The 22,967-nt window shown below is 71.0% G+C and carries 23 protein-coding genes; 10 read left to right on the top strand and 13 right to left on the bottom strand.

All coding sequences use genetic code 11. The features are described 5' to 3' along the window. Positions 1 to 165 precede the first annotated feature (165 nt). The 6 genes from pgl to tkt all read right to left on the bottom strand — a co-directional run bounded on the left by pgl (position 166) and on the right by tkt (position 8,282). Entirely contained in the window at positions 166 to 909 is a 744-nt protein-coding gene (gene pgl, locus ACYU7L_RS02030; protein WP_460793513.1) for a 6-phosphogluconolactonase, read from the bottom strand. A gap of 1 nt (position 910) precedes the next feature. Further along, positions 911 to 1,816, bottom strand: coding sequence for a glucose-6-phosphate dehydrogenase assembly protein OpcA (locus ACYU7L_RS02025; protein ID WP_460793512.1), 906 nt, complete (start codon positions 1,814 to 1,816; stop codon positions 911 to 913). Further along, positions 1,813 to 3,339: a glucose-6-phosphate dehydrogenase gene (gene zwf, locus ACYU7L_RS02020; RefSeq protein WP_460793511.1), complete on the bottom strand. Its 1,527-nt coding sequence runs from the start codon at positions 3,337 to 3,339 to the stop codon at positions 1,813 to 1,815. The genes ACYU7L_RS02025 and zwf overlap by 4 nt, the downstream gene beginning before the upstream one ends. A 10-nt stretch (positions 3,340 to 3,349) precedes the next feature. Then, positions 3,350 to 5,014, bottom strand: a complete 1,665-nt coding sequence (locus ACYU7L_RS02015) for a glucose-6-phosphate isomerase (RefSeq protein WP_460793510.1) — start codon at positions 5,012 to 5,014, stop codon at positions 3,350 to 3,352. After that, the gene (gene tal / locus ACYU7L_RS02010) at positions 5,011 to 6,138 is read right to left on the bottom strand and encodes a transaldolase (protein WP_460793509.1); all 1,128 of its coding nucleotides are present in this window, start codon (positions 6,136 to 6,138) and stop codon (positions 5,011 to 5,013) included. Before tal ends, ACYU7L_RS02015 begins: the two co-directional genes overlap by 4 nt. 119 nt (positions 6,139 to 6,257) lie before the next feature. Then, complete coding sequence (gene tkt, locus ACYU7L_RS02005) at positions 6,258 to 8,282, bottom strand: transketolase (protein WP_460793635.1); 2,025 nt, start codon at positions 8,280 to 8,282, stop codon at positions 6,258 to 6,260. A gap of 180 nt (positions 8,283 to 8,462) precedes the next feature. On the opposite strand from tkt, the gene ACYU7L_RS02000 reads away from it, so the two are divergent. Further along, complete coding sequence (locus ACYU7L_RS02000) at positions 8,463 to 9,497, top strand: heme o synthase (RefSeq protein ID WP_460793508.1); 1,035 nt, start codon at positions 8,463 to 8,465, stop codon at positions 9,495 to 9,497. 389 nt (positions 9,498 to 9,886) lie between these two features. Here the strand turns inward: ACYU7L_RS02000 and ACYU7L_RS01995 are convergent, their stop codons facing one another. The 6 genes from ACYU7L_RS01995 to ACYU7L_RS01970 form a co-directional block, all read right to left on the bottom strand. After that, a complete protein-coding gene (locus ACYU7L_RS01995; protein ID WP_460793507.1) occupies positions 9,887 to 10,807 on the bottom strand; it encodes a COX15/CtaA family protein in 921 nt (306 codons plus the stop codon). A gap of 5 nt (positions 10,808 to 10,812) precedes the next feature. Next, on the bottom strand, positions 10,813 to 11,598 hold the full coding sequence (locus ACYU7L_RS01990; protein WP_460793506.1) for an ABC transporter permease: 786 nt from the start codon (positions 11,596 to 11,598) through the stop codon (positions 10,813 to 10,815). Beyond that, on the bottom strand, positions 11,595 to 12,563 hold the full coding sequence (locus tag ACYU7L_RS01985) for an ABC transporter ATP-binding protein (RefSeq protein ID WP_460793505.1): 969 nt from the start codon (positions 12,561 to 12,563) through the stop codon (positions 11,595 to 11,597). Before ACYU7L_RS01985 ends, ACYU7L_RS01990 begins: the two co-directional genes overlap by 4 nt. A 69-nt stretch (positions 12,564 to 12,632) precedes the next feature. Beyond that, positions 12,633 to 13,289 (bottom strand): glycerophosphodiester phosphodiesterase, encoded by a 657-nt coding sequence (locus tag ACYU7L_RS01980; protein ID WP_460793504.1) that lies wholly within the window; start codon positions 13,287 to 13,289, stop codon positions 12,633 to 12,635. After that, positions 13,286 to 14,083 carry a phosphatase PAP2 family protein gene (locus tag ACYU7L_RS01975; protein ID WP_460793503.1) on the bottom strand — a complete coding sequence of 266 codons (798 nt, stop codon included), beginning with the start codon at positions 14,081 to 14,083 and terminating at the stop codon, positions 13,286 to 13,288. Before ACYU7L_RS01975 ends, ACYU7L_RS01980 begins: the two co-directional genes overlap by 4 nt. Positions 14,084 to 14,180: 97 nt before the next feature. After that, positions 14,181 to 15,029, bottom strand: coding sequence for a lysylphosphatidylglycerol synthase domain-containing protein (locus ACYU7L_RS01970; protein ID WP_460793502.1), 849 nt, complete (start codon positions 15,027 to 15,029; stop codon positions 14,181 to 14,183). 211 nt (positions 15,030 to 15,240) lie between these two features. Between ACYU7L_RS01970 and ACYU7L_RS01965 the strand changes: the two genes are divergently transcribed. The 8 genes from ACYU7L_RS01965 (at position 15,241) to ACYU7L_RS01930 (ending at position 21,917) form a co-directional block, all read left to right on the top strand. Further along, positions 15,241 to 15,927 carry a helix-turn-helix transcriptional regulator gene (locus tag ACYU7L_RS01965; protein WP_460793501.1) on the top strand — a complete coding sequence of 229 codons (687 nt, stop codon included), beginning with the start codon at positions 15,241 to 15,243 and terminating at the stop codon, positions 15,925 to 15,927. Beyond that, entirely contained in the window at positions 15,924 to 17,342 is a 1,419-nt protein-coding gene (gene sufB, locus ACYU7L_RS01960; protein ID WP_460793500.1) for a Fe-S cluster assembly protein SufB, read from the top strand. The genes ACYU7L_RS01965 and sufB overlap by 4 nt, the downstream gene beginning before the upstream one ends. A gap of 70 nt (positions 17,343 to 17,412) precedes the next feature. Further along, positions 17,413 to 18,582, top strand: coding sequence for a Fe-S cluster assembly protein SufD (gene sufD / locus ACYU7L_RS01955; protein ID WP_460793499.1), 1,170 nt, complete (start codon positions 17,413 to 17,415; stop codon positions 18,580 to 18,582). Beyond that, positions 18,582 to 18,917, top strand: coding sequence for a non-heme iron oxygenase ferredoxin subunit (locus ACYU7L_RS01950; RefSeq protein ID WP_460793498.1), 336 nt, complete (start codon positions 18,582 to 18,584; stop codon positions 18,915 to 18,917). Before sufD ends, ACYU7L_RS01950 begins: the two co-directional genes overlap by 1 nt. Positions 18,918 to 18,959: 42 nt before the next feature. Further along, positions 18,960 to 19,724, top strand: a complete 765-nt coding sequence (sufC, locus tag ACYU7L_RS01945) for a Fe-S cluster assembly ATPase SufC (RefSeq protein WP_460793497.1) — start codon at positions 18,960 to 18,962, stop codon at positions 19,722 to 19,724. Next, entirely contained in the window at positions 19,724 to 21,022 is a 1,299-nt protein-coding gene (locus tag ACYU7L_RS01940) for a cysteine desulfurase (RefSeq protein WP_460793496.1), read from the top strand. Before sufC ends, ACYU7L_RS01940 begins: the two co-directional genes overlap by 1 nt. Before the next feature lie 11 nt (positions 21,023 to 21,033). Then, the gene (gene sufU, locus ACYU7L_RS01935) at positions 21,034 to 21,501 is read left to right on the top strand and encodes a Fe-S cluster assembly sulfur transfer protein SufU (protein WP_460793495.1); all 468 of its coding nucleotides are present in this window, start codon (positions 21,034 to 21,036) and stop codon (positions 21,499 to 21,501) included. 59 nt (positions 21,502 to 21,560) lie between these two features. Beyond that, a complete protein-coding gene (locus ACYU7L_RS01930; RefSeq protein WP_460793634.1) occupies positions 21,561 to 21,917 on the top strand; it encodes a metal-sulfur cluster assembly factor in 357 nt (118 codons plus the stop codon). 145 nt (positions 21,918 to 22,062) lie between these two features. On the opposite strand, the gene ACYU7L_RS01925 is transcribed toward ACYU7L_RS01930, so the two are convergent. Further along, positions 22,063 to 22,263: a hypothetical protein gene (locus ACYU7L_RS01925; RefSeq protein WP_460793494.1), complete on the bottom strand. Its 201-nt coding sequence runs from the start codon at positions 22,261 to 22,263 to the stop codon at positions 22,063 to 22,065. Positions 22,264 to 22,326: 63 nt separating this feature from the next. Here ACYU7L_RS01925 and ACYU7L_RS01920 point away from each other — a divergent pair, with 63 nt between their 5' ends. Continuing rightward, positions 22,327 to 22,938 carry an acVLRF1 family peptidyl-tRNA hydrolase gene (locus tag ACYU7L_RS01920; protein ID WP_460793493.1) on the top strand — a complete coding sequence of 204 codons (612 nt, stop codon included), beginning with the start codon at positions 22,327 to 22,329 and terminating at the stop codon, positions 22,936 to 22,938. Positions 22,939 to 22,967: the final 29 nt, after the last annotated feature.

Raw genomic sequence — 22,967 nt, 5'->3', positions numbered from 1 at the left:
AATGTCCCGCTGGCACGCTCAGCTGCCAAGTGCCGATCGCCTGGCCTGTGGACAACGAACCGGGCCAGCTCCGTCGTACGACGCGTGCTCGCGCCGACTCAACGCCCCTGAGGTGTGCGCTTGCGCCGACTCGGCGGTCTTGGGGTGTGCGCTTGCGCCTACTGGCTAGAGGCGGCTGGCGGCGGACTCGGTGAGGAACCAGGTGGTCTCCTCCTGGCCCTGTACGCCGCGCGCCGGGATCTCGCGGTGGTCGCCGCCGGCGAGTGCCTGGGCCGTGGCGTCGGCCTTGCCCTCGCCGTCGACCACGAACCACACGGCCCGCGCTCGGTTGAGGGTCTCGAACGTCATCGAGACGCGCAGCGGCGGTGGCTTGGGCGACTCCCGCACGCCGACGGCCGCCCCGGTGGCCTCCAGCCCCGGGTGACCGGGGAAGAGCGACGCGATGTGCCCGTCGGGGCCGAGGCCCAGCATCACCACGTCGAAGGGGCCGTCGAGCGAAGCCAGCTCCTCGGCGTACGACGCGGCTCCGGCGTCGACGTCGGGCACGTCGGCGGTCGACGGCATCCGGTGCACGCGGGCGGGGTCGAGGGGGAGCTGGTCGAGCAGCGCCTCGGCGGCCTGCGCCTCGTTGCGGTCGGCCGTGCCGGGGGCCACGAACCGCTCGTCACCCCACCAGAGCTCGACGCGCGACCAGTCGACGTGGGAGTCGGTCGCGCGGCGGGCGATCTCGCGGTGGATCTCGTCGGCGATCGAGCCACCGGTCAGGACGACGTGCGGCACGCGGCCCTCGTCCTGGGCAGCCTCGAGCCGGGCGAGCAGCGCGGAGGCGACCTCCCCGGCGAGCATGGCCGGGTCGGGCAGCACCACGACCTGCGGCTCGGCGGGGTCAGCGGGGGAGAGTTCAGCCATGTCAGCTCCTCGTCGAGGCGGCCAGGTGCCGCACGGTCGCGGCATACACATCGTCCTCGTCGAGGCGCCGCAGCTCCTCGGCGAGCAGCTCGGCCAGCCCACGCGTGCGCAGAGCGGCCGTCCGGTCCGGCTGACCGGGAGTGCTGAGGGTGGCCACGTGCTCGTCGCGTCGGGTGATCCGCACGGGGCCGCTGCGGGTCTCCATGACGACCTCGCGGATGCCCCGCTCCTGCGAGACGTGACGGGTCACCTCGACGCGGAGTCGGTCCGCCAGCCAGCCGGCGAGCAGATCGGCGCTGGGGTCGTCACGCGCGGCCGTCACCTCGACGGCCCGCACCTTCTCGTGGTGCTGGTCCAGCGTCCCGGCGAGCAGCGCGCGCCAGGGGGTGATCCGCGTCCACGTCAGGTCGGTGGAGCCGGGGGAGTAGGCGCGGCACCGGGTGAGCAGCGCCTCGGCGCTGGAGGGGCCGCAGGTGACGTCGGTGATCCGTCGCTGGCCCAGTCGCCCGATCGGGTCCTCGCCCGGCTCCAACGGCGCCTGGCACGACCACCAGACGACCACGGGGGAGTCGGGCAGCAGCAGCGGGAGGACGACCGACTCCGCGTGCTTGATGACCTCGCCGCTGAGGCGGATCAACGCTACCTCCCCGGTCCAGCCGCCGCCGTTGCCGACCCGGGCGTCGACCCGGGACCGTCGACGACCGTCTCCGAGGATCACGACGAGCACGCGGGCCGGGTGCTCGTGGGTGGCCTCGCGGGCGGCCTCCATGGCTGCCTCGACGCCGTCCTCGTCGGCGACGACGACGAGCGTCATCACCATCCCCATCGCCGGCGACCCGGCACGCTTGCGGGCCTGGACCAGCTCCGCCGCGATGCCCGCGGCGCTGGTGTCCTCGAGCTCGATCATGGTCGCCTCCAGGTGCGTCCGTCGCGGGCCAGCATGGTGTCCGCGGAAGGCGGGCCCCACGTCCCTGCGGGGTAGGTGTCCGGCTTCCCGCTGCGCGCCCAGTAGTCCACGATCGGGTCGAGGATCTGCCAGGAGAGCTCGACCTCCTGGTGCTGGGGGAACAGGGGCGGGTCGCCGAGCAGGACGTCGAGGATGAGCCGCTCGTAGGCCTCCGGGCTGGCCTCGGTGAAGGCCTCCCCGTAGGCGAAGTCCATGCTCACGTCACGGATCTCGAGCTGGGTGCCGGGCACCTTCGCGCCGAACCGGATCGTCACGCCCTCGTCGGGCTGCACGCGGATGACCAGGGCGTTGCTGCCCAGGTCCTCGGTGGCGGTGTCGTGGAAGGGCAGGTGTGGCGCTCGCTTGAAGACCACCGCCACCTCGGTCACCCGGCGACCCAGCCGCTTGCCGGCCCGCAGGTAGAACGGAACCCCGGCCCAGCGCCGGTTCTCGACCTCCAGCGTGATGGCGGCGTAGGTCTCCGTGGTCGAGGAGTCCGGGATGTCGTCCTCGTTGATGTAGCCCGGCACCTGGTGCCCGCCCGACCAGCCTGCCGTGTACTGACCGCGGGCGGTCGCCAGGTCGAGACGCTTGGGCACCGTGATCGACGAGAGCACCTTCTGCTTCTCGATCCGCAGCGCCTGTGCGTCGAAGCTCGGCGGCTCCTCCATCGCGATCAGCGCCATCAGCTGGAGCAGGTGGTTCTGGATCACGTCGCGGGCGGCGCCGATGCCGTCGTAGTAGCCCGCGCGCCCGCCGATGCCGATGTCCTCGGCCATCGTGATCTGCACGTGGTCCACGAAGTGCGCACTCCACAGCGGCTCGAAGAGCGTGTTGGCGAAGCGCATCGCCAGGATGTTCTGGACCGTCTCCTTGCCGAGGTAGTGGTCGATGCGGAAGACCGACTCGGCGGGAAAGACCTCCTCGACCATGGCGTTGAGCTCGCGCGCCGAAGCGAGGTCGTGCCCGAAGGGCTTCTCCACGACCACCCGACGCCATGCGTCCCCGTTGTCCTCGGCCAGGCCGTGCTCCTTGAGCTGACCGATCACGTCGCCGAAGAAGCGCGGGGGGATCGAGAGGTAGAACGCGTGGTTGCCACCGGTGCCGCGCTCCTCGTCGAGCGCGTCGAGGGTACGACGCAGCTCGTCGAAGGCGCCGTCGTCGGAGAAGTCGCCCTGCACGAACCGGATCCCCTCGGCCACCTGCTGCCAGGTCTCCTCGCGGAACGGCGTCCGTGCGTTGTCGCGCACCGCGTCGTGCACGATCTGAGCGAAGTCTTGGTCCGCCCAGTCCCGCCGCGCGTAGCCGACGAGCGAGAAGCCCGGCGGCAGCAGCCCCCGGTTGGCGAGGTCGTAGACGGCCGGCATCAGCTTCTTGCGGGCCAGGTCCCCGGTCACCCCGAACAGCACCAGGCTGCAGGGACCGGCGATGCGCGGCAGGCGGCGGTCATCGGGGGACCGCAACGGGTTGGTGTATGCCGTCACACCAACCCCCTCACGCCAGCGCCGCACGCACCGAGGCCAGCCCGGACGGATTCTCGACGTGCAGCCGGAGCACCGGCCGCCCCTTGGCCGCGAGCACCTGACCGTCACCCACCGCCTGCGCGGTGAGGAACTCGTGGAAGGTGAACGGCCGGTCCGGCACCGCGAGGTCGGCCTCGGGCTGCCCGGTCACCTGCAGGTAGACGCCGGTGGCCGGACCTCCCTTGTGGTACTGCCCCGTCGAGTGCAGGAACCGCGGGCCCCATCCGAAGGTCACCGGGCGCTCGGTGCGCTCGGCGAGCGGGGCGCGTACGGCGGCCAGTGCCGCGTCGCGGTGCCGGTCGAGATAGGCCTGGACGGACACGTAGCCGTGCTGGTCGTCGAGCTCGCCGAGCAGCGCGGTGACGGCGTCCATGACCGTGCTGGTCCCGGCCGGCAGCCAGCCCTCGGAGGCGTAGACGGTGACCGGCCCGTCGACGAAGAGCGGCGTCGGGGCGGAGGCACCGCCGCCGAGCATCTCCCGCGCGGCGGACTTGGCGCTCTCGACGTCGGGCTGGTCGAAGGGGTTGATCCCCATCACCTGTCCCGCGACGGCGGTGGCGTGCTCCCAGAGCAGCAGCTGCGCGCCGAGCGGGGCGTCCACCGAGGCCGCGAAGCCGGAGGCCGGGGCGACGCCCTCGAAGACGTCACCGGGGCCGAACGAGCAGAGCACCTCGTCGGGGCGGCTGGGCTGGAAGTCGGGGGCGTGCGCGTCCTCCACGACCACGGGCAGGATGCCGAGCCCGTCCTTGCCGGTCGACTCCGCCACCAGCTGCTCGATCCAGTCGCCGAGCCCCGAGAAGTCGGCACCGGCGTTGGTGAGCACGAGCTTGTCGACGCCGGCGAGGTTCGCTGCGCCGAGCAGCCCGCCGAGGCGCAGGGACAGGTTGTCGGGGGAGTCGGCCTCGAGGGCGGGCCGCACCGCGGCGGCCTCGTCGAGGAGGGCGGCGATGTCGGCACCGGCCAGGCCGCACGGCACCAGGCCGAAGGCGGTGAGCGCCGAGAAGCGGCCGCCCACCGACGGGTCGGCGAGGAAGACCCGATAGCCGGCCTCCGTCGCCGCCTCGGAGAGCGGCGAGCCGGGGTCGGTGACGACGACGATCCGCTGGGCCGCGTCGATGCCGGCGTCGGTGAAGGCCTTCTCGAAGGCGCGGCGCTGGCTGTCGGTCTCCACGGTGCCGCCGGACTTGCTGGACACCACGACCACGGTCTCGGTGAGGCGGTCCTCGAGCGCGGTGCGCACGAAGTCGGGGTCGGAGGAGTCGAGCACGACGAGCTCGACGCCGGCAGCGCCGCAGATCACCTCGGGTGCCAGCGAGGATCCGCCCATCCCGCACAGCACGACGCGGGTCAGGCCCTGGGCGCGCAACTCGTCGCGCAGCGCGGTGACCTCGGCGACGAGCGGTCGCGACGCGGTGGGCAGGTCGACCCAGGCCAGCCGCTTGCCGGCCTCGGCCTCAGCTTCTGGACCCCACAGGGTGGGGTCCTGGGCCGCGAGGCGCGAAGCCACGCGGTCGCTCACCAGCCGCCCCAGCACCTCGTCGTACGACGCGGGGTCGGGGCAGGTGGTCCGGAGAGTGGAGGAGGGGGCCGCACCGGCCCCGTCGCTGTTCACGATGGTCCAGGCGGCCCCGCTCATGCGCCGGCCTCGGTCTGCGTCCCGCGGGCCTTGTCGAGCTGCCCGCCGACGGTCTCGACGAGCTCGGCCCAGGAGGCGTCGAACTTCTCGAGCCCCTCGCGCTCGAGCACCAGCAGCACGTCGTCGAAGTCGACCCCGACCTCGGCCAGGGCCGCGAAGACCTGCTCGGCCTGCCCGGCCTTGCCGGTGACGGTGTCGCCGGACAGCTCACCGTGCTCGGCGAAGGCCTGCATGGTCTTCTCCGGCATCGTGTTGACGGTGTCGGAGACCACGAGCTCGCTGACGTAGAGGTCGTCGCGGTAGGACGGGTCCTTGACGCCGGTGGAGGCCCACAGCGGACGTTGCGGCCGTGCGCCCCGGTCGAGCAGCGCCTGGAAGCGCGGCGAGGTGAAGACCTCGGCATAGGTGGCGTAGGCCAGCCAGGCGTTGGCCAGCGCGGCCTTGCCCTTGAGCACCGTGGCCGTGTCGGTCCCGATGGCGTCGAGACGCTTGTCCACCTCACTGTCCACGCGCGAGATGAAGAACGACGCGACCGACGAGATGCTCGCGAGGTCGATGCCCTTGTCCCGGGCCTGCTCCAGACCGGTGAGGTAGGCGTCCATCACGTGGCGGTAGCGCTCGAGGCTGAAGATGAGCGTCACGTTCACGCTGATCCCGTCCGCGATGGCGCTGGTGATGGCCGGCAGGCCCTCGACCGTGGCGGGGATCTTGATCATCGCATTGGGGCGGTCGACCGCTGCCCACAGCGCGTGGGCGGCCTTGATGGTGCCGGCGGTGTCGCGGGCCAGACCCGGCTCGACCTCGATCGAGACCCGGCCGTCGTTCGGCGCCTTGGCATAGACCGGCGCGAGGATGTCGCAGGCGTTGCGGACGTCCTCGGTGGTCAGCTCGAAGATCGCGCGGTCCGCGTCGGCGCCCTCGGCGACCAGGGACCTGACCTGGGCGTCGTAGCGCTCGCCGTTGGCCAGCGCCGAGGCGAAGATCGTCGGGTTGGTGGTCACCCCGACGACCGACGACTCGCGCACCAGGTCGGCCAGGTTGCCGGACTCGATGCGCTCGCGCGACAGGTCGTCGAGCCAGATCGAGACTCCGGCGTCGGACAGGGACTTCAGACGGTCAGTCAAGGTGCTTCCTCCCAGATGTGGGGCGAGCTCGTGGTGCCACGGTTCCCCGTGGGCCGCCCCTTCAGGCAATCGTCGGTCGGGCAATCAGCAGGTCAGGTGGTTCTCTCAGGCCGATCAGCTCAGGCGGGCACGGCGGCGATGCTGTCCCGGGCGGCGTCGGCGACGGCCTGGGCGGTCACGCCGTACTCGGTGTAGATCCGGGCGTAGTCGGCGCTGGCGCCGTACTGCTCGATCGAGACCATCCGGCCGGCGTCGCCGACGACGTCGCGCCAGCCCATCTTGATGCCGGCCTCCACGGAGACGCGGGCCTTCACCGACGGCGGGATCACCGTGTCGCGGTAGGACTGCTCCTGAGCCTCGAACCACTCCAGGCACGGCATCGAGACGACGCGCGCGCGGATGCCCTGCTCGGCGAGGATCGAGCGCGCTTCGACCGCGAGCTGGACCTCGGAGCCGGTGCCGACGAGTACGACGTCGGGCAGGCCGCCGTCGGTGTCGAGGAGCACGTAGCCGCCGCGGTGGACCTGCGAGGTGTCGCTGAAGCCGTCCTCGCCACGCGGGAAGACCGGGACGTTCTGGCGGGTGAGGCACAGACCGGCCGGACGGTCGGTGTTGGTCATGATCGCGGCCCAGGCGGCGGCCGTCTCGTTGGCGTCGGCCGGGCGCACGACGTCGAGGCCCGGGATCGCGCGCAGGGCGGCCAGGTGCTCGATCGGCTGGTGGGTGGGGCCGTCCTCGCCGAGGCCGATGGAGTCGTGGGTCCACACGTAGGTGACCGGCAGGCCCATCAGCGCCGCGAGGCGCACCGAGCCGCGCATGTAGTCGGAGAACGTGAGGAACGTGCCGCCGAAGACGCGGGTGCCGCCGTGCAGGGCGATGCCGTTCATGATCGCGCCCATGGCGTGCTCGCGGATGCCGAAGTGCAGCACGCGACCGGCGAGCGGGTCACCGTCCCACTGGTCGGTGCTGCGGTCGGCCGGGATGAACGACGGAGCACCCTTGATCGTGGTGTTGTTGGACTCGGCCAGGTCGGCCGAGCCACCCCACAGCTCGGGCATCATCTCGGCCATCGCGTTGATGACCGCGCCGGAGGCCTTGCGGGTGGCGACGCCCTTCGGGTCGGCGTCGAAGGTCGGCAGCGCCGCGGCCAGGCCCTCGGGCAGCGCGCGGGTCTGCAGTCGCTCCCAGAGGGCGAGGTCGGCGGAGGCCTTCCACTTCTCGAAGGAGGACGTCCACTCCTGCTGGGCCAGCTTGCCGCGCTCGACCAGCGAGCGGGTGTGGACGAGGACGTCGGCCGGGACCTCGAACTTCTGGGCGGGGTCGAAGCCCAGGATCTCCTTGGTGGCCGCGATCTCCTCGTCGCCGAGGGCGGACCCGTGCGAGGCGCCGGTGCCCTGGGCGTTGGGGGCGGGCCAGGCGATCACGGTGCGCAGCACGATGAAGCTGGGGCGGTCGGTCTCGGCCTCGGCGGCGCGGATCGCGTCGTACAGGGCGGGGACGTCCTCGGTGTAGCCGGTGCCGTCGTGGGTCCAGTCGACGGTCTGCACGTGCCAGCCGTAGGCCTCGTAGCGCTTGGCGACGTCCTCGGTGAACGCCACGTCGGTGTCGCCCTCGATGGAGATCCGGTTGGCGTCGTAGATCAGGGTGAGGTTGCCGAGCTGCTGGGTGCCGGCGATCGAGGAGGCCTCGCCGCTCACGCCCTCCTGCAGGTCGCCGTCGCTGCAGAGCGCGTAGACGCGGTGGTCGAACGGCGACTCGCCGGCCGGGGCCTGGGGGTCGAGGAGGCCGCGCTCGCGGCGGGCGGCCATCGCCATGCCGATGGCGTTGGCGACGCCCTGGCCCAGCGGGCCGGTGGTGGTCTCGACGCCCGCGGTGTGGCCGAACTCGGGGTGGCCGGGCGTCTTGCTGCCCCACGTGCGCAGCGCCTGGATGTCCTCGATCTCGAGTCCGAAGCCACCGAGGAAGAGCTGGGTGTAGAGGGTGATCGAGCTGTGGCCCAGCGAGAGCACGAAGCGGTCGCGGCCGGCCCAGTCGGGGTCAGCCGGGTTGTGGCGCATCACCTTCTGGAAGAGCAGATGAGCGACCGGGGCCAGGCTCATCGCGGTCCCCGGGTGGCCGTTGCCGACCTTCTGGACCGCGTCCATGGCCAGGACACGCGCCGTGTCCACCGCCCTCTGGTCAATCTCGCTCCAGTCCAGACGCGCGGTGTCGCTCACGGGGTTCCTCTCGATCGGTGTTTCCAGGGGAGTGCAGCCGCCTCTGAGCGTACTCACCCCGGGCGATAGACTCGACTCCGCACCAGCCCAACCCCCGCGAGGATCTCTGTGACGTACGTCGGCCGCTCGGCCTCTGCTGCTCCTGACCCCCAGGAGCACTCCGTAGGGGACCTCACCGGGGACGACGCCGATCCCGAGGTGGGCCTCGAGGGTCTCGACCGGGGCAACGCCCCCGAGCGCCCCGACGGGCAGGCGACCTTCCGTGATGTCGTCGCCGCCTACGTCGGACTGACCAAGCCGCGCGTCATCGAGCTGCTGCTGCTGACGACCGTGCCGGTGATGTTCTTCGCAGCCCGGGGCGTGCCCGACCTCGGCCTCGTGGTCGCCACCGTCATCGGTGGCGCCCTGTCGGCGGGCTCGGCCTCGGCGCTCAACTGCGTCTACGACCGCGACATCGACGAGCAGATGCGCCGGACCCGCCGGCGTGCGCTGCCACGGCACATGGTCTCGACCCGCTCCGCGCTGGTGTTCGGACTCGCCCTCGGTGTGATCTCGACGGTGATCCTGTGGTTCGGGGTCAACGAGCTGTCGGCGATGCTGTCGCTGGGGGCGAACGCCTTCTATGTGCTCGTCTACACGATGATCCTCAAGCGCCGGACCACCCAGAACATCGTCTGGGGCGGTCTCGCGGGCTGCTTCCCGGCCCTGATCGGCTGGACGGCCGTGACCAACGAGCTGGCCTGGACGCCGGTGGTGCTCTTCCTCGTCGTCTTCTTCTGGACCCCGCCCCACACCTGGGCGCTGGCGCTGCGCTACCGCGAGGACTACGCGAACGTCGACGTCCCGATGCTGCCGGTGGTCGCGCCCGCCCACGTGGTGGGCCGCCAGATCGTGATCTACAGCTGGGTGCTGGTCGCGACGTCGCTGCTGCTGTGGCCGGTCGCCGACACCGGCTGGGTCTACCCCGTGGCCGCCGTCGCACTGGGTGCCTACTTCCTGTTCGAGGCGCACGCTATGTGGCGGCGTACCCGCGCCAGCGACAACCTCAGCGACATCCGGCCGATGCGGCTCTTCCACAGCTCGAACCTGTACCTCTCGCTGCTGTTCGTCGCCGTCGCGCTCGACCCGCTGCTCACGCGCTGACCGGCGCCCCCGGCCGGGCCCCTCGCGTGCCTCGCCGGGAGGCGTCGAAGAAATCTCGTGGTGCTGGCAACCGATCCGCGTCCCAGCGCGTCTGACAGGTCGGGCGGTGCAGGGAAGCGGGCCTGGTCACGGGGGTGCAGACCCGCATCCCGCACCCCCCACCCGCCGAGTCGGCGCTACTTCACGGTCGAGTCGGCGCTACTTCACCGCCGAGTCGGCGCAGATTCACCGCCGAGTCGGCGCAGATTCACCGCCGAGTCGGCGCAGATTCACCGCCGAGTCGGCGCTACTTCACGTCCTTCCCTGTGCGCTTGCCCCGACTCGACCGTCGTACGGCGTGCGCTTGCGCCGACTCGGGCGTTGTGTGGGGTGCGTTGGCGCCGCGTCGGTCAGGCGCGGTGGGCGCGGACGAGCACCCAGGTCACCGTCGCGGAGAGCACCGCGGCGCCGAGCATGTGCAGGCCGACCAGGATCTCGGGGAGGTCGGTGAAGTACTGCACGAAGCCGAGCACGCCCTGGGCCAGCTCGAGGGTCAGCAGCACGGCAGCGGCGGCCACCAAGGCCTGACGCGCCTGGCGGCGGGCCAGCCACCCCAGGGCAACGGTGAGGGCGATCAGCAGGTAGACCACCCAGGCGTGCAGGTGGCTCATCGTGCGCGGGTCCAGCCCGTTGCGCCGGGCGTCCAGGTCACCGGCGTGCGGCCCGCTGCCGGTCACGACCGTGCCGAGGTAGAGCACCACCCACATCACCACGAAGACCGCCCAGGCGAGTCGCCGTACGGCGCCACCGGTGCCCGCGCCGACCCGCCACAGCGAGGACCCAGCCTCCACCGGGTGGCGCAGCTCGTCGAGCAGCAGCACGCAGACGCCGATGATCGCCATCGAGGCGAGCAGGTGCAGCGCAACGATCCAGGGGTTCAGCTCGGTGAGCACGGTGATGCCGCCGATGACCGCCTGGAGGGGGATGCCCAGCATCACGATGAGCGAGAGGCGGGTGGCGCGGCGCAGCCCGGCACGCCACATGAGGACGAAGCACGACACCGCGATCGCGACGAGCACCCAGGTCAGCATCCGGTTGCCGAACTCGATGGCGCCGTGGATGCCGAGCTCGGAGTGCGCGACGTAGGACTCCTCGGTGCAGCGCGGCCACTCCGAGCAGCCGAGGCCCGACGCGGTGAGCCGCACGGCGCCGCCGGTCACGACGATCGCGATGTTGGCGACGAGGTTGGCGATCGCGATCGGACTCAGCCACCGGCTGCCGGTCGACGAGGTGCGCTCGAGGGTGTCGGTGGTGTTGGCAGCGGTGTTCACGGGGGTCACTCCCACTTGAAGAAGCGTGATGCGAGGGCGGTGCCGACGACGGCCCAGCCCAGGAGGATGAGGAGAGGGAGCGCCGCGCTGGTGCCGTCGAGCAGGGCCGCCCGCATGGCGTCGCCGAGCGCGGCGGAGGGCAGGAATTGCAGGAGACCACCGACCGGGCCGTACGACGAGCGCGGGAGCACCACGGCCCCGCCTGCCATCAGCAGCAGGTAGACGAGGTTGGCGGCGGCCAGGGTGGCCTCCGCGCGCAGGCTGCCGGCGAGGGCGAGCGCGAGTCCCGCGAAGGCAGCGGTCCCGAGGGCGACGCTGAGCAGCGCCAGCGCGGCGCCCGACACGCCGCCGCGAGGACTCCAGCCGAGCGCGAGCGCCACGCTGCAGAGCACGATGCCCTGGAGCACCTGGACGCCCAGCAGAGCGCCGACCTTGCCGAGCAGCAGCCCGCTGCGGGGCAGAGGAGAGGCGCCGAGTCGCTTCAGCAGGCCGTAGCGACGCTCGAAGCCGGTCGCGATGGCCAGGGAGGTGAACGCCGTCGACATGACGGCAAGCGCCAGGACGCCCGGTGTGAGCACGTCGACGCCGGGGTGGGAGAAGGACAGGTCGAGCCGCCGTGCGGCCAGCACACCGCCGACGAGCACCAGGACCGGGACCACGACGGCGAGCAGGATCTGCTCCCCGTTGCGCATCAGGAGTCGGGCCTCCATGCCGGCCTGGGCACGCACCTGCTGGAGGTACGGCGCGGAGCCCGGGGCGGGGGTGAAGGTGCCGGTGGGGGTGACGCTCATCGACTGGCCGCCTTCTCGGTGCCGAGCTCGCGCCCGGTGAGCTGCAGGAAGACATCCTCGAGCGTGCGCTGGCCGAGCGTCAGGGACTCGGGGACCACGTCGTGCCGCTCGCACCACGCCGAGACGGTCGCCAGCGTCGAGGCATCGGCGGGCCCGGTGATCAGCAGGCTGTGCTCGTTGACGGCGGTGACCTCCGTGTGCGGCCCCAGCGCCGAGGCGAGGGACTCGGGAGCACCCGCGGGGAAGGGCTCGGTGAGGACCAGCCGGATGGTGGCCGAGCCGCGGGTCCGGGTCAGCTCGAAGGGGCTCCCGGAGACGACCGCGCGGCCGTGGTCGATCACGTGCACCAGGTCGGCGAGGCGCTCGGCCTCGTCCATGTAGTGGGTCGTCAGCACGATCGTGACGCCGTCGCTCTGCATCTCGCGCAGCAGCTCCCACGTCGTGCGCCGGGCGGCGGGATCCATGCCCGCGGTCGGCTCGTCGACGAAGAGCAGCTCGGGGCGGCCGACGACCGCCATCGCCAGGCTCAGACGCTGCTGCTGCCCGCCCGAGAGCCGGCGGTAGGGCGTGCGGCCGCACTCGTCGAGGCCGAGCCGCTCGACGAGCATCTCGACGGGAAGGGGGTGGGCGTGCAGCGCTGCCACGTGGCGCAGCATCTCGTCGGCCCGGGCGCCGGACCAGGCGCCTCCGGACTGCAGCATCACGCCGATCCGGGGGAGCAGCTCCTTGCGCTGGCGCACCGGGTCGAGGCCGAGCACGCGGACCGAGCCGCCCTGAGGCGCACGGAAGCCCTCGCAGGTCTCGAGGGTCGTGGTCTTGCCCGCCCCGTTCGGGCCGAGCACCGCCGTGATCGACCCACGCGGGACGGTGAGCGAGAGCCCGTCGACGGCGACCTTCGCGCCGTAGCGCATCTCGAGCCGGTCGATGACGACGGCGGCCTCGGGTCCATCGTCGGGGGCTAGCACGCAGGCCAGTCTAGAGAGCGCGCGCGACCGGGTCCGAGCCGGGCGCGGCGCCGCCCTGTCGCGACGCCCTCAGGCCCGGCGCGACAGCAGCTCGGTCAGCACGTGTGCCTCGTCGCTGATGATGCCGGTGACACCCATCGCGAGCATGGCGTCGAGGCGGCCGACGTCGTTGATGGGCCAGGTCATGACCACCTCGACGTGCTCGTGGAAGCGCGCGACGACCTCGGTGGTGAGCAGCGAGCTGTGCACGGAGACGCCGTACGGCGCGCCGGCGCTCGACTCGAGACGGGCGAAGAGCCGGGCGAGCTCGGCCCGGGTGCGCGCCGAGAGGACGGGCCGCACATAGGGAAGGTCGGCCAGCGCGTCCACCGACGGCCACCAGCGGCCGCAGACCACGACGGGGCGGTGGTGGCCGCGCTCGTGCAGCAGCCGGGCCACGGCCTGTCCCGCCGAGGCGCGACGGCCCTTGAGGTCCAGCATGAAGAGGGTCCCGTGCCGGTCGGCCTCCAGCAGCTCGTCGAGACCGAGCCGGGGGTCGGATGCCGAGGCCAGCTCCCAGCGGTCCCACAGGAACGGCAGCGGACCCGCGGTCTTGAGGTGGCGAACCTCGAGGCGGCCCCGGTAGTCATGGACGTCGCACTCGATGATGTCGACGCCGAGGGCATTGGCCTCGTGCAGTCCCGGGAGGGAGTTGCCGGCGCGGTGGGCGATGGCGAGAGGGATCATCTCGTCCCGCCTCCGGTGGTGGCCCCGACGGCAGTGCCCCCCTGCTGGCGACGGCGCTCGAGCGCGAGCGCCGCTCCGTGGGCGAGGAGCACGAGCGCTATCCCGGCGACCGCGTCGAGGAGGTAGTGGTTGCCGGTCACCACGACGGCGATCGCCATCATGATCGGCATCAACCAGCCCACCACCTTCAGCACGGTGGTGGTCGCGGCGCTCACGATCGCCATTCCTACCAGCAGGTCCCAGCCGGTGTGCAGGCTCGGCATCGCGGCGTACTGGTTGACGAAGGCGGGCGGCTGCAGCACCCGGTAGGACTGGGAGCTGGACGTGATGGTGTCGACCATCCCAAGACCGGCGAGGCGCGGCGGGGCCACCGGATAGAGGGCGAAGATCACCATCCCGACGAGGCCGGAGATCAGCATCGCATCGCGCAGACGCTCGAAGACCGGACGATGGTGCCAGACCAGCCAGACCATGGTCGCCACGATCACCGGCCAGTGCCCCCAGATGTAGACCCAGTTGGCGAGCGTCTCGAGCTGGTGCCAGGTGGTGAACGGCTCCTGCAGCTGCGCCTCGACGTGGATCCCCAGCCGGCGCTCCAGGGCGACGATCTCCTGGGCGTTCTCGACGGCCACCGCGTGTGAGCCCTCGGTCACGCCACGGACCCCGAAGTAGGTGAAGATGCACGCGACGACGGCAAGGGTCTGCCCGAGGACCCAGGCCGGGCGGCCGTGGGTGACCTCTCGTCCCCACGACATGTCCATGAACCCGCTTCCGCCTCCGGTGTCGACGTCCACGCCCCATGATCCTCGCCCGAGGACGGGCTGTCGCGGGGATTTCGTCACTGATGCAGAGCTTTGCCGTGAAGGGACACGGCGCGGTGGGAGAGCCGCCTCAGGCGGCGAGCGCTGCGGGCGCGGTGTGCGCCGCTCGCTTGAGTGCCCGGCGGGTGAGCACCAGGCTGACACCGCCGAGGATGAGCGCCGGAGCCCAGGCCAGGGCCGCCTTGAGCGTCACCGCAGCGGCGGCTGCGGTCCAGGGGATGCCGAGCGCGACCAGGGCCACGACGAGGGCTCCGTCGCGGGGGCTCGCTCCATTGGGGCCGGGCACCGCGCCGGCGATCTGGCTGGCGCCGAACGCCCCGAGGACGGCCAGCGGGGACAGCGTGTGGCCGGTCGCGGCCACACTGCCCAGCAGGAGTCCCGCGATCGTGAGCTGGTAGGCGGCGGAGAGCAGCAGACCGTGGGCGAGCTGGCGCGGTCGTGGGAGCGGACGAGTCGGGAGCCACTGGGGGCGGACCCGACGGATCACCAGCACAGCCACGATGGCCGACGCCCCGACGGCGAGCGCCCCGAGCAGCATCTTCACCGGGAGTGCCGTGCCGGCGAAGGCGACGAAGACGGCCAGCCCGATGGCGCCGACGAAGCGGTCGAGCCCGACGCTCATCACGGCGTCACCGCGGCCGAGGCCCGTCTTGGTGAGCCGGTGCAGACGCCACACGTCGGCACCGACATGCCCGGGCGTCAGCAGGCCCAGGAGCTCCGACTCGGCGTAGGCACGCAGGTGCCAGCGCCGGCTGAGCCCCGCGTCGGTGAGGGCGTGCCAGCGCAGCGGGCAGAGGAGGTACTTGCCCACGATCCAGGGCAGCAGCCCCAGGAGCAGCGGCCACAGGGTGACCGCCGGGAGGCGGGGCAGGGTGAGGGCGGGGACGATGAGGCTGAGGGCGATGCCCAGACAAAGCACGATGCGTGAGTGGAGAATTGCTCTCAACCGCACGAGGACGTCTCCAAACGGGGATGTCGGGGGTGGTGGCTGTACAAGTGAAACAGTTCTGTCTAAGAGTGACCAAAATCCGGTCGCCGCAAACCTGGTCACCGCGTGTCCGCCGGCTCGCACGCCCTGCTTAGGGGAGCCTTACTTGAATGCCCGTGGGTATTAACGTCACACTTGCGTTGTGGAATTCTCCCGGACCTCCCTCGCTGCCCCTCCTGGGGACGCGTCGACGCGTGTGCGCGTGGGTCGGTCGATCCTCGAGAACGGGCCCTCCACTGCCGTCGACCTGGCCGAGCGACTGCAGCTCACGCCTGCCGCCGTACGCCGTCACCTCGACCACCTGGTGGCCGAGGGGACGGTCGAGTCCGGCGAGCAGCGGGTCAGTGGGACGCGTGGTCGGGGCCGCCCCGCCAAGGTGTTCCGCCTCACGCAGGCGGGCCGCGACTCCTTCGACCAGCAGTACGACGACCTCGCCGTCCAGGCGCTGCGGTTCCTCGCCGAGACCCAGGGCGACGCAGCGGTCATGGAGTTCGCCAAGCGGCGGGTGGCCTTCATCGAGCGCGACTACGCCGGTGTGGCGGAGCGGCACCCGGACCTCTCCGCGGCCCAGGTGCTGGCCACGGTCCTGACCGACAACGGGTACGCCGCGGGGGTGCGGCAGCTGCCGATCGGCGACCAGCTGTGCCAGCAGCACTGCCCGGTCTCCCACGTCGCCCACGAGTTCCCCCAGCTGTGCGAGGCCGAGACCACGGCGATCAGCCAGGTCCTCGGCCGTCACGTCCAGCGCCTCGCGACCATCGCGCACGGCGACGGCGTGTGCACCACCTGCATTCCAGACATCGACAAGAAGGACGGAGCGTCAGCATGACGACGATCGAAGAGCTCAACCCCGGACTCCAGGGCATCGGCCGCTACGAGTTCGGCTGGGCCGACCGTGACGATGCCGGCTCCATCGCGAAGCGGGGCCTGAGCGAAGAGGTCGTGCGCGACATCTCCGCCAAGAAGAGCGAGCCCCAGTGGATGCTGGACCAGCGCCTCAAGGGCCTCAAGCTCTTCCACCGCAAGCCGATGCCGCAGTGGGGCGCCGAGCTCGGCGACATCGACTTCGACAACATCAAGTACTTCGTGCGCTCCAGCGAGAAGCAGGCGGCCACGTGGGACGACCTCCCCGAGGACATCAAGAACACCTACGACAAGCTCGGCATCCCCGAGGCCGAGAAGCAGCGCCTGGTCTCCGGCGTCGCGGCGCAGTACGAGTCGGAGGTCGTCTACCACTCGATCCGTGAGGACCTCGAGGAGCAGGGCGTCATCTTCGTCGACACCGACACCGCGCTGCGCGAGCACGAGGAGCTCTTCAAGGAGTACTTCGGCACCGTCATCCCCGTCGGCGACAACAAGTTCTCCGCGCTCAACACCTCGACCTGGTCGGGCGGCTCGTTCATCTACGTCCCCAAGGGCGTCCACGTGGACATCCCGCTGCAGGCCTACTTCCGGATCAACACCGAGAACATGGGCCAGTTCGAGCGGACGCTGATCATCGTCGACGAGGACGCCTACGTGCACTACGTCGAGGGCTGCACCGCGCCGATCTACTCCTCGGACTCGCTGCACTCCGCGGTCGTCGAGATCATCGTGAAGAAGGGCGGCCGCTGCCGCTACACGACCATCCAGAACTGGTCGAACAACGTCTACAACCTGGTGACCAAGCGCGCCACGTGCGAGGCCGGCGCCACCATGGAGTGGGTCGACGGCAACATCGGCTCCAAGGTCACGATGAAGTACCCCGCCATCTACCTGATGGGCGAGCACGCCAAGGGCGAGACGCTCTCCATCGCGTTCGCCGGCGAGGGCCAGCACCAGGACGCCGGCGCCAAGATGGTGCACGCGGCTCCCCACACCTCGAGCTCGATCCTGTCGAAGTCGGTGGCGCGCGGCGGCGGCCGCACGTCGTACCGCGGACTGATCCAGATCAACGAGGGCGCCTACGGCTCCAAGTCCAACGTGCTCTGCGACGCGCTGCTGGTCGACCAGATCAGCCGCTCGGACACCTACCCCTACGTCGACATCCGCGAGGACGACGTCTCGATGGGCCACGAGGCCTCGGTCTCGAAGGTCTCCGACGACCAGCTCTTCTACCTGATGTCGCGCGGCATGGAGCAGGACGAGGCGATGGCGATGATCGTGCGCGGCTTCGTCGAGCCCATCGCCAAGGAGCTCCCCATGGAGTACGCCCTCGAGCTCAACCGGCTCATCGAGCTGCAGATGGAAGGCGCCGTCGGCTGATCCGCCAGTGCCGCGCGCGGCGCTGCTGGAGCCCCCGATCCCGAACCGAGAAAGCTGACGTTTAGTGACTGTGACTGACACGCCCGTCGCGGGCGCCCTGGAGATGAACAAGGTCTCCAGCCACCTCCACCCCGAAGGATCCTTCGCGGTCGGGGACCACGAGGTCCCCACCGGCCGCGAGGAGGTCTGGCGGTTCACCCCGCTCAAGCGCCTCCACGGGCTGCACGACTCCGCCCCCTTCGAGGAGGGCTCGTGCACGACCGCCGTCCAGGCTGCCGACGGGGTGAGCGTCCAGCAGGTGGGCGCCGACGACGCCGCCCGCGGCCTCTCGGGACTCATCCCGCGCGACCGCGTCTCGGCCCGGGCCTGGGAGGCGGCCACGGGGGCGACCGTCGTCCGGATCCCGACCGAGGCCGTGGTCGAGGACGCCACCATCATCACGCTGACCGGCACCGGCAGCGACGTGGCCGGCGCCGGTCACACCGTGATCGTGGGGGAGAAGTTCTCCCGCGCCACGGTGGTGCTGCGCTTCGAGGGCACCGCGATCCTCGCCGACAACGTCGAGATCGTGGTCGAGGACGGCGCCGAGCTCACGGTCGTCTCGCTGCAGGACTGGGCCGACGACGCCGTCCACCTCTCCACCCAGCACGCGAAGGTCGGACGTGACGCGACCCTGCGCCACGTCTCGGTCTCCTTCGGCGGCAGCGTGGTCCGCCACGACGCCACCGCGACGTACGACGGTCCCGGCGGCTCGGTCGAGATGCTCGGCATGTACTTCGCCGACGAGGGTCAGCACATCGAGCACCGGCTCTTCGTCGACCACAACGAGCCCAAGACACGCTCCAACGTGATCTACAAGGGCGCGCTGCAGGGCGACGGTGCGCACGCGGTCTGGATCGGCAACGTGCTGATCCGCAAGGAGGCCGAGGGGATCGAGACCTACGAGGAGAACCGCAACCTCGTGCTCACCGACGGCTGCCAGGCCGACTCGGTGCCCAACCTCGAGATCGAGACCGGTGAGATCGAGGGTGCGGGGCACGCCTCGGCGGTCGGCCGCTTCGACGACGAGCAGCTGTTCTACCTGCGCTCGCGCGGCATCGAGGAGGCCGAGGCACGCCGCCTGGTCGTGCACGGCTTCTTCAACGACCTGATCCGCCGCATCGATGTGGCGGAGCTCGAGGAGAAGCTCACCCAGACCGTCGAGATCGAGCTCGCCAAGAACGTGCTCAAGGGCCTCTGATGGCGCTCCAGCGCGCGTGTGCGGCCGGCGAGGTCCCTCACGACGAGGGCTTCGCCGTGGTGCTGGACGGCGTCGACGTCGCGGTCGCCCGTGACGGCGACGACTTCTACGCCGTCCACAACCTGTGCACGCATGCCGCGGTCGCGCTCGCCGAGGGCGAGGTCGCCGACTGCCAGATCGAGTGCTGGCTGCACGGCTCGCGCTTCGACCTGCGCAGCGGCAAGCCGACCGGCCCGCCTGCGGTCGACCCGGTCGCGACCTTCCAGGTCGAGCTGCGCGGCGAGGACGTCTATGTCGACGTCGCCACGACCCTGAACGGCGTCACCCCGGGCTGAGCCCGGCCACCAGACTTCAACACAGAAGAGAGAGAAACCACGATGAGCACCCTGGAGATCAACGACCTGCACGTCTCGGTCGAGACCGAGGACGGCGCCAAGGAGATCCTCAAGGGCGTCACGCTGACCATCAAGGACGGCGAGACCCACGCGATCATGGGGCCCAACGGCTCCGGCAAGAGCACCCTGGCCTACTCCATCGCCGGCCACCCGAAGTACACGATCACCTCCGGGACCGTCACCCTCGACGGCGACGACGTCCTCGCGATGACCGTCGACGAGCGCGCCCGCGCCGGCCTCTTCCTCGCGATGCAGTACCCCGTCGAGGTCCCCGGCGTCTCGGTGTCGAACTTCCTGCGCACCGCGAAGACCGCCATCGACGGCGAGGCTCCCAAGCTGCGCACCTGGGTCAAGGACGTCAACGCGACCCTGGCCGCGCTCGACCTCGACCCCACCTTCGGACAGCGCTCGGTCAACGAGGGCTTCTCCGGTGGTGAGAAGAAGCGTCACGAGATCGCCCAGCTCGAGCTGCTCGCCCCCAAGGTCGCGGTCCTCGACGAGACCGACTCCGGTCTGGACATCGACGCGCTCAAGGTCGTCGCCGACGGCGTCAACCGCTTCTCGGCGAACGGCGACAAGGGCGTCCTGCTGATCACGCACTACACGCGGATCCTGCGCTACATCACGCCCGACTACGTCCACGTGTTCGTCAACGGCCGGATCGCCGAGCAGGGCGGCCCCGAGCTGGCCGACCAGCTCGAGGCAGAGGGCTACGACAAGTACGTCAAGGCCGGGGCCGGCGCCTGATGACCTCCCCGGCGACCGTGGGGCGGACGGGCCAGGTGGACGGCCTGCTCGACGGCCTCGACCTGATCCGCGCCGACTTCCCCATCCTCTCGAGGACGCTCGCCGGGGACCGTCCGCTGGTCTACCTCGACAGCGCGAACACCTCGCAGAAGCCGCAGATCGTGATCGACACGATGGTCGACCACCTGGAGCGGCACAACGCGAACGTCGCGCGCGCCATGCACCAGCTGGGTGCCGAGTCGTCCGAGGCCTTCGAGAACGCCCGGGATCGGGTCGCGGCGTTCATCAAGGCGCCCTCGCGCGACGAGGTGATCTTCACCAAGAACGCCTCGGAGGCGCTCAACCTGGTGGCCAACACCCTGGCGTGGGCCCGCGGGCCGCTCGAGATCGGCGAAGGCGACGAGGTCGTCATCACCGAGATGGAGCACCACTCCAACATCGTGCCGTGGCAGATGCTCACCCAGCGCACGGGCGCCAGCCTGCGCTGGTTCGGGCTCACCGACGACGGCCGGCTGGACCTGTCGAACGTCGACGAGCTGATCAACGAGCGGACCAAGGTCGTCTCGCTGACCTGGGTCTCCAACATGCTCGGCACGATCAACCCCGTCGCGGAGATCGCTCGGCGCGCGCACGAGGTCGGCGCGATCGTCGTCGTCGACGCCTCGCAGGCCGCGCCGCAGCTGCCGATCGACGTCGTCGCCAGCGGTGCCGACCTGCTGGCCTTCACCGGCCACAAGGTCGTCGGGCCGACCGGCATCGGCGTGCTCTGGGGCCGACGCGAGGTCCTCGAGCAGCTGCCGCCGTTCCTCGGGGGCGGCGAGATGATCGAGACCGTCACCATGGAGCGCTCGACCTACGCGGGGATCCCCCACAAGTTCGAGGCCGGGACGCCGCCGATCGTCGAGGCCGTGGGCCTGGGCGCGGCGCTGGACTACCTCGACCACATCGGGCTGGACAACATCCACCGCCACGAGCGGGCGATCACGGCCTACGCCCTCGAGGGGCTCGCGACGATCCCGGGCCTGAAGGTGCTGGGGCCGCTGGACGCCGAGTCGCGCGGGGGAGCGATCTCCTTCGAGATCGACGGGGTGCACCCGCACGACGTGGCGCAGGTGCTCGACAGCCGGGGCATCGCGATCCGCGCCGGGCACCACTGCGCCAAGCCGGCCCACAAGCGGTTCGGCGTGCAGTCGTCGTCGCGCGCGTCGTCGTACCTCTACACGACGCCGGGCGAGATCGACGCGCTCGTCGAGGGCCTGGAATACACCCGCTCCTACTTCAAGTTGACCCAGGGTTAGGAGGGGCCACGATGACCGCTGAGCTGGATGCGCTCTACCAGGAGATCATCCTGGACCACTACAAGAACCCCCACCACGCGGGTCTGCGTGACCCGTTCGAGGCCGAGGTGCACCACGTCAACCCCACCTGCGGGGACGAGGTGACGCTGCGCGTGCACCTGGACGGCGACGTCGTCTCCGACGTGTCGTACGACGCGCAGGGGTGCTCGATCTCGCAGGCCTCGGCGTCGGTGATGGCGGACCTGGTGATCGGCAAGCGCGTCGAGGACGCGATGGCCGTGCACGAGGACTTCCTCACGCTGATGCAGGGCAAGGGCACCGTCGAGCCCGACGAGGACGTGCTGGAGGACGGCATCGCCTTCGCGGGTGTCGCGAAGTTCCCGGCGCGCGTCAAGTGCGCGCTGCTGGGCTGGATGGCCTGGAAGGACGCCACCGCAGCCGCCCTCCACGGGGCGGCCGAGACCGAGGAGAGCAAGTGAGCCAGAGCAACGAGACCATTCCCGCCACCGAGGCGCCCGCCCAGGCTGGCGCCCAGACGGTGGACCACGGGGACCTGCCGGTCGTCGACGCGGCCGCGTCGTCCTCGGCGCCCAGCATCGAGGACGTGACCGAGGCGATGAAGGACGTCGTCGACCCCGAGCTCGGGATCAACGTCGTCGACCTCGGCCTGGTCTACGGCGTGCACGTCGACGAGGGCAGCAACGCCGTCATCGACATGACCCTGACCTCGGCCGCCTGCCCGCTGACCGACGTCATCATGGACCAGACCAACTCCGCGCTGGAGGGCCTGGTCAACGACGTCGCCATCAACTGGGTGTGGATGCCGCCGTGGGGCCCCGACAAGATCACCCCCGACGGCCGCGAGCAGCTGCGCGCCCTCGGCTTCAACGTCTGACCCGTCAGAAACTCACGCTGACCCGTCGCACGATCGCCGTGACCCGGCAGAAGATCCGCATGACCCGGCAGAAGTTGTCGGCTCGCCGTGATCTTCTGCCGGGTCGCCTGCATTTTCTGACGGGTCGCGCGGATTTCGGGACGGGTCAGGTGTAGTCGGAGCTGTTGCCCATCCGGTCCGAGGTCGCGCTGTGGGACGGGTCGTGCCGCCAGTCGGACTGGGGGCTGCGGGCCACCAGGTCCCCCCTGCGGATCCGGCGGAAGACCCCGATGAAGAGCCCCAGGACCAGACCGCCGACGATCAGGAACACCACCGCCATCAGGGCCAGAAGGATCGCGATGTTCATGGTCGGGTCCTCTCGAGAAGGGGCAGTGCCCCCAGGCTACGGCCGCCCCGCTAGTTTCGGGGGATGGCCACCGACGTGTTCGTCCCCGCCGAGCGGGTCGTGCGGTGGGTGGCGAACTTCGAGCAGCGCCACGGTACGACGACGCTCGCGCTGGTCGACGGCGCGCTGACCGGGCTCGCCGACGACGGGTCGACCTTCGTGGCGCGGCTGCCCTTCGACGCGTCGTACGACGGGGAGCCGGAGGCCGCCGGCGTGGCGGCGGCCGTGCGTTTCCCCGCGGAATGGGGGATCCTGCTCGTCCGCAAGGGCGGGTTCGCGGTCGCGCGGCTCGAGGAGAGCACGATCGTCGAGTCCAAGGTCGGACAGCGCCACGTCCAGGGGCGGACCAAGGCCGGCGGGCAGAGCCAGCAGCGCTTCGCCCGACGGCGTGACAACCAGGCCCGGCAGGCCTATGAGGCCGCCGCCGACCACGCGGCGCGGATCCTGGGCGCCGTGCGCACGGTGGTGACAGGCGGTGACCATGCGGCGGTCCGCGAGGTGCTGGACGACCCGCGTCTGGCCCGGCTCGCGGTCGTCGCCCCCTGGCTCGCCGTCCCCGATCCGCGACGAGGTGTCCTCGAGGCCGCGGTGAAGGATGCCTGCGCGCTGCGGGTCGAGGTGACCAATCGCCTATGACGGCGACATGCAGGGCCGGACGGGCCTAG

Source organism: Nocardioides pacificus (assembly GCF_054775955.1).
Note: the sequence above shows the minus strand (reverse complement) of the source record. Positions and strands in the feature narration are given on the sequence as shown.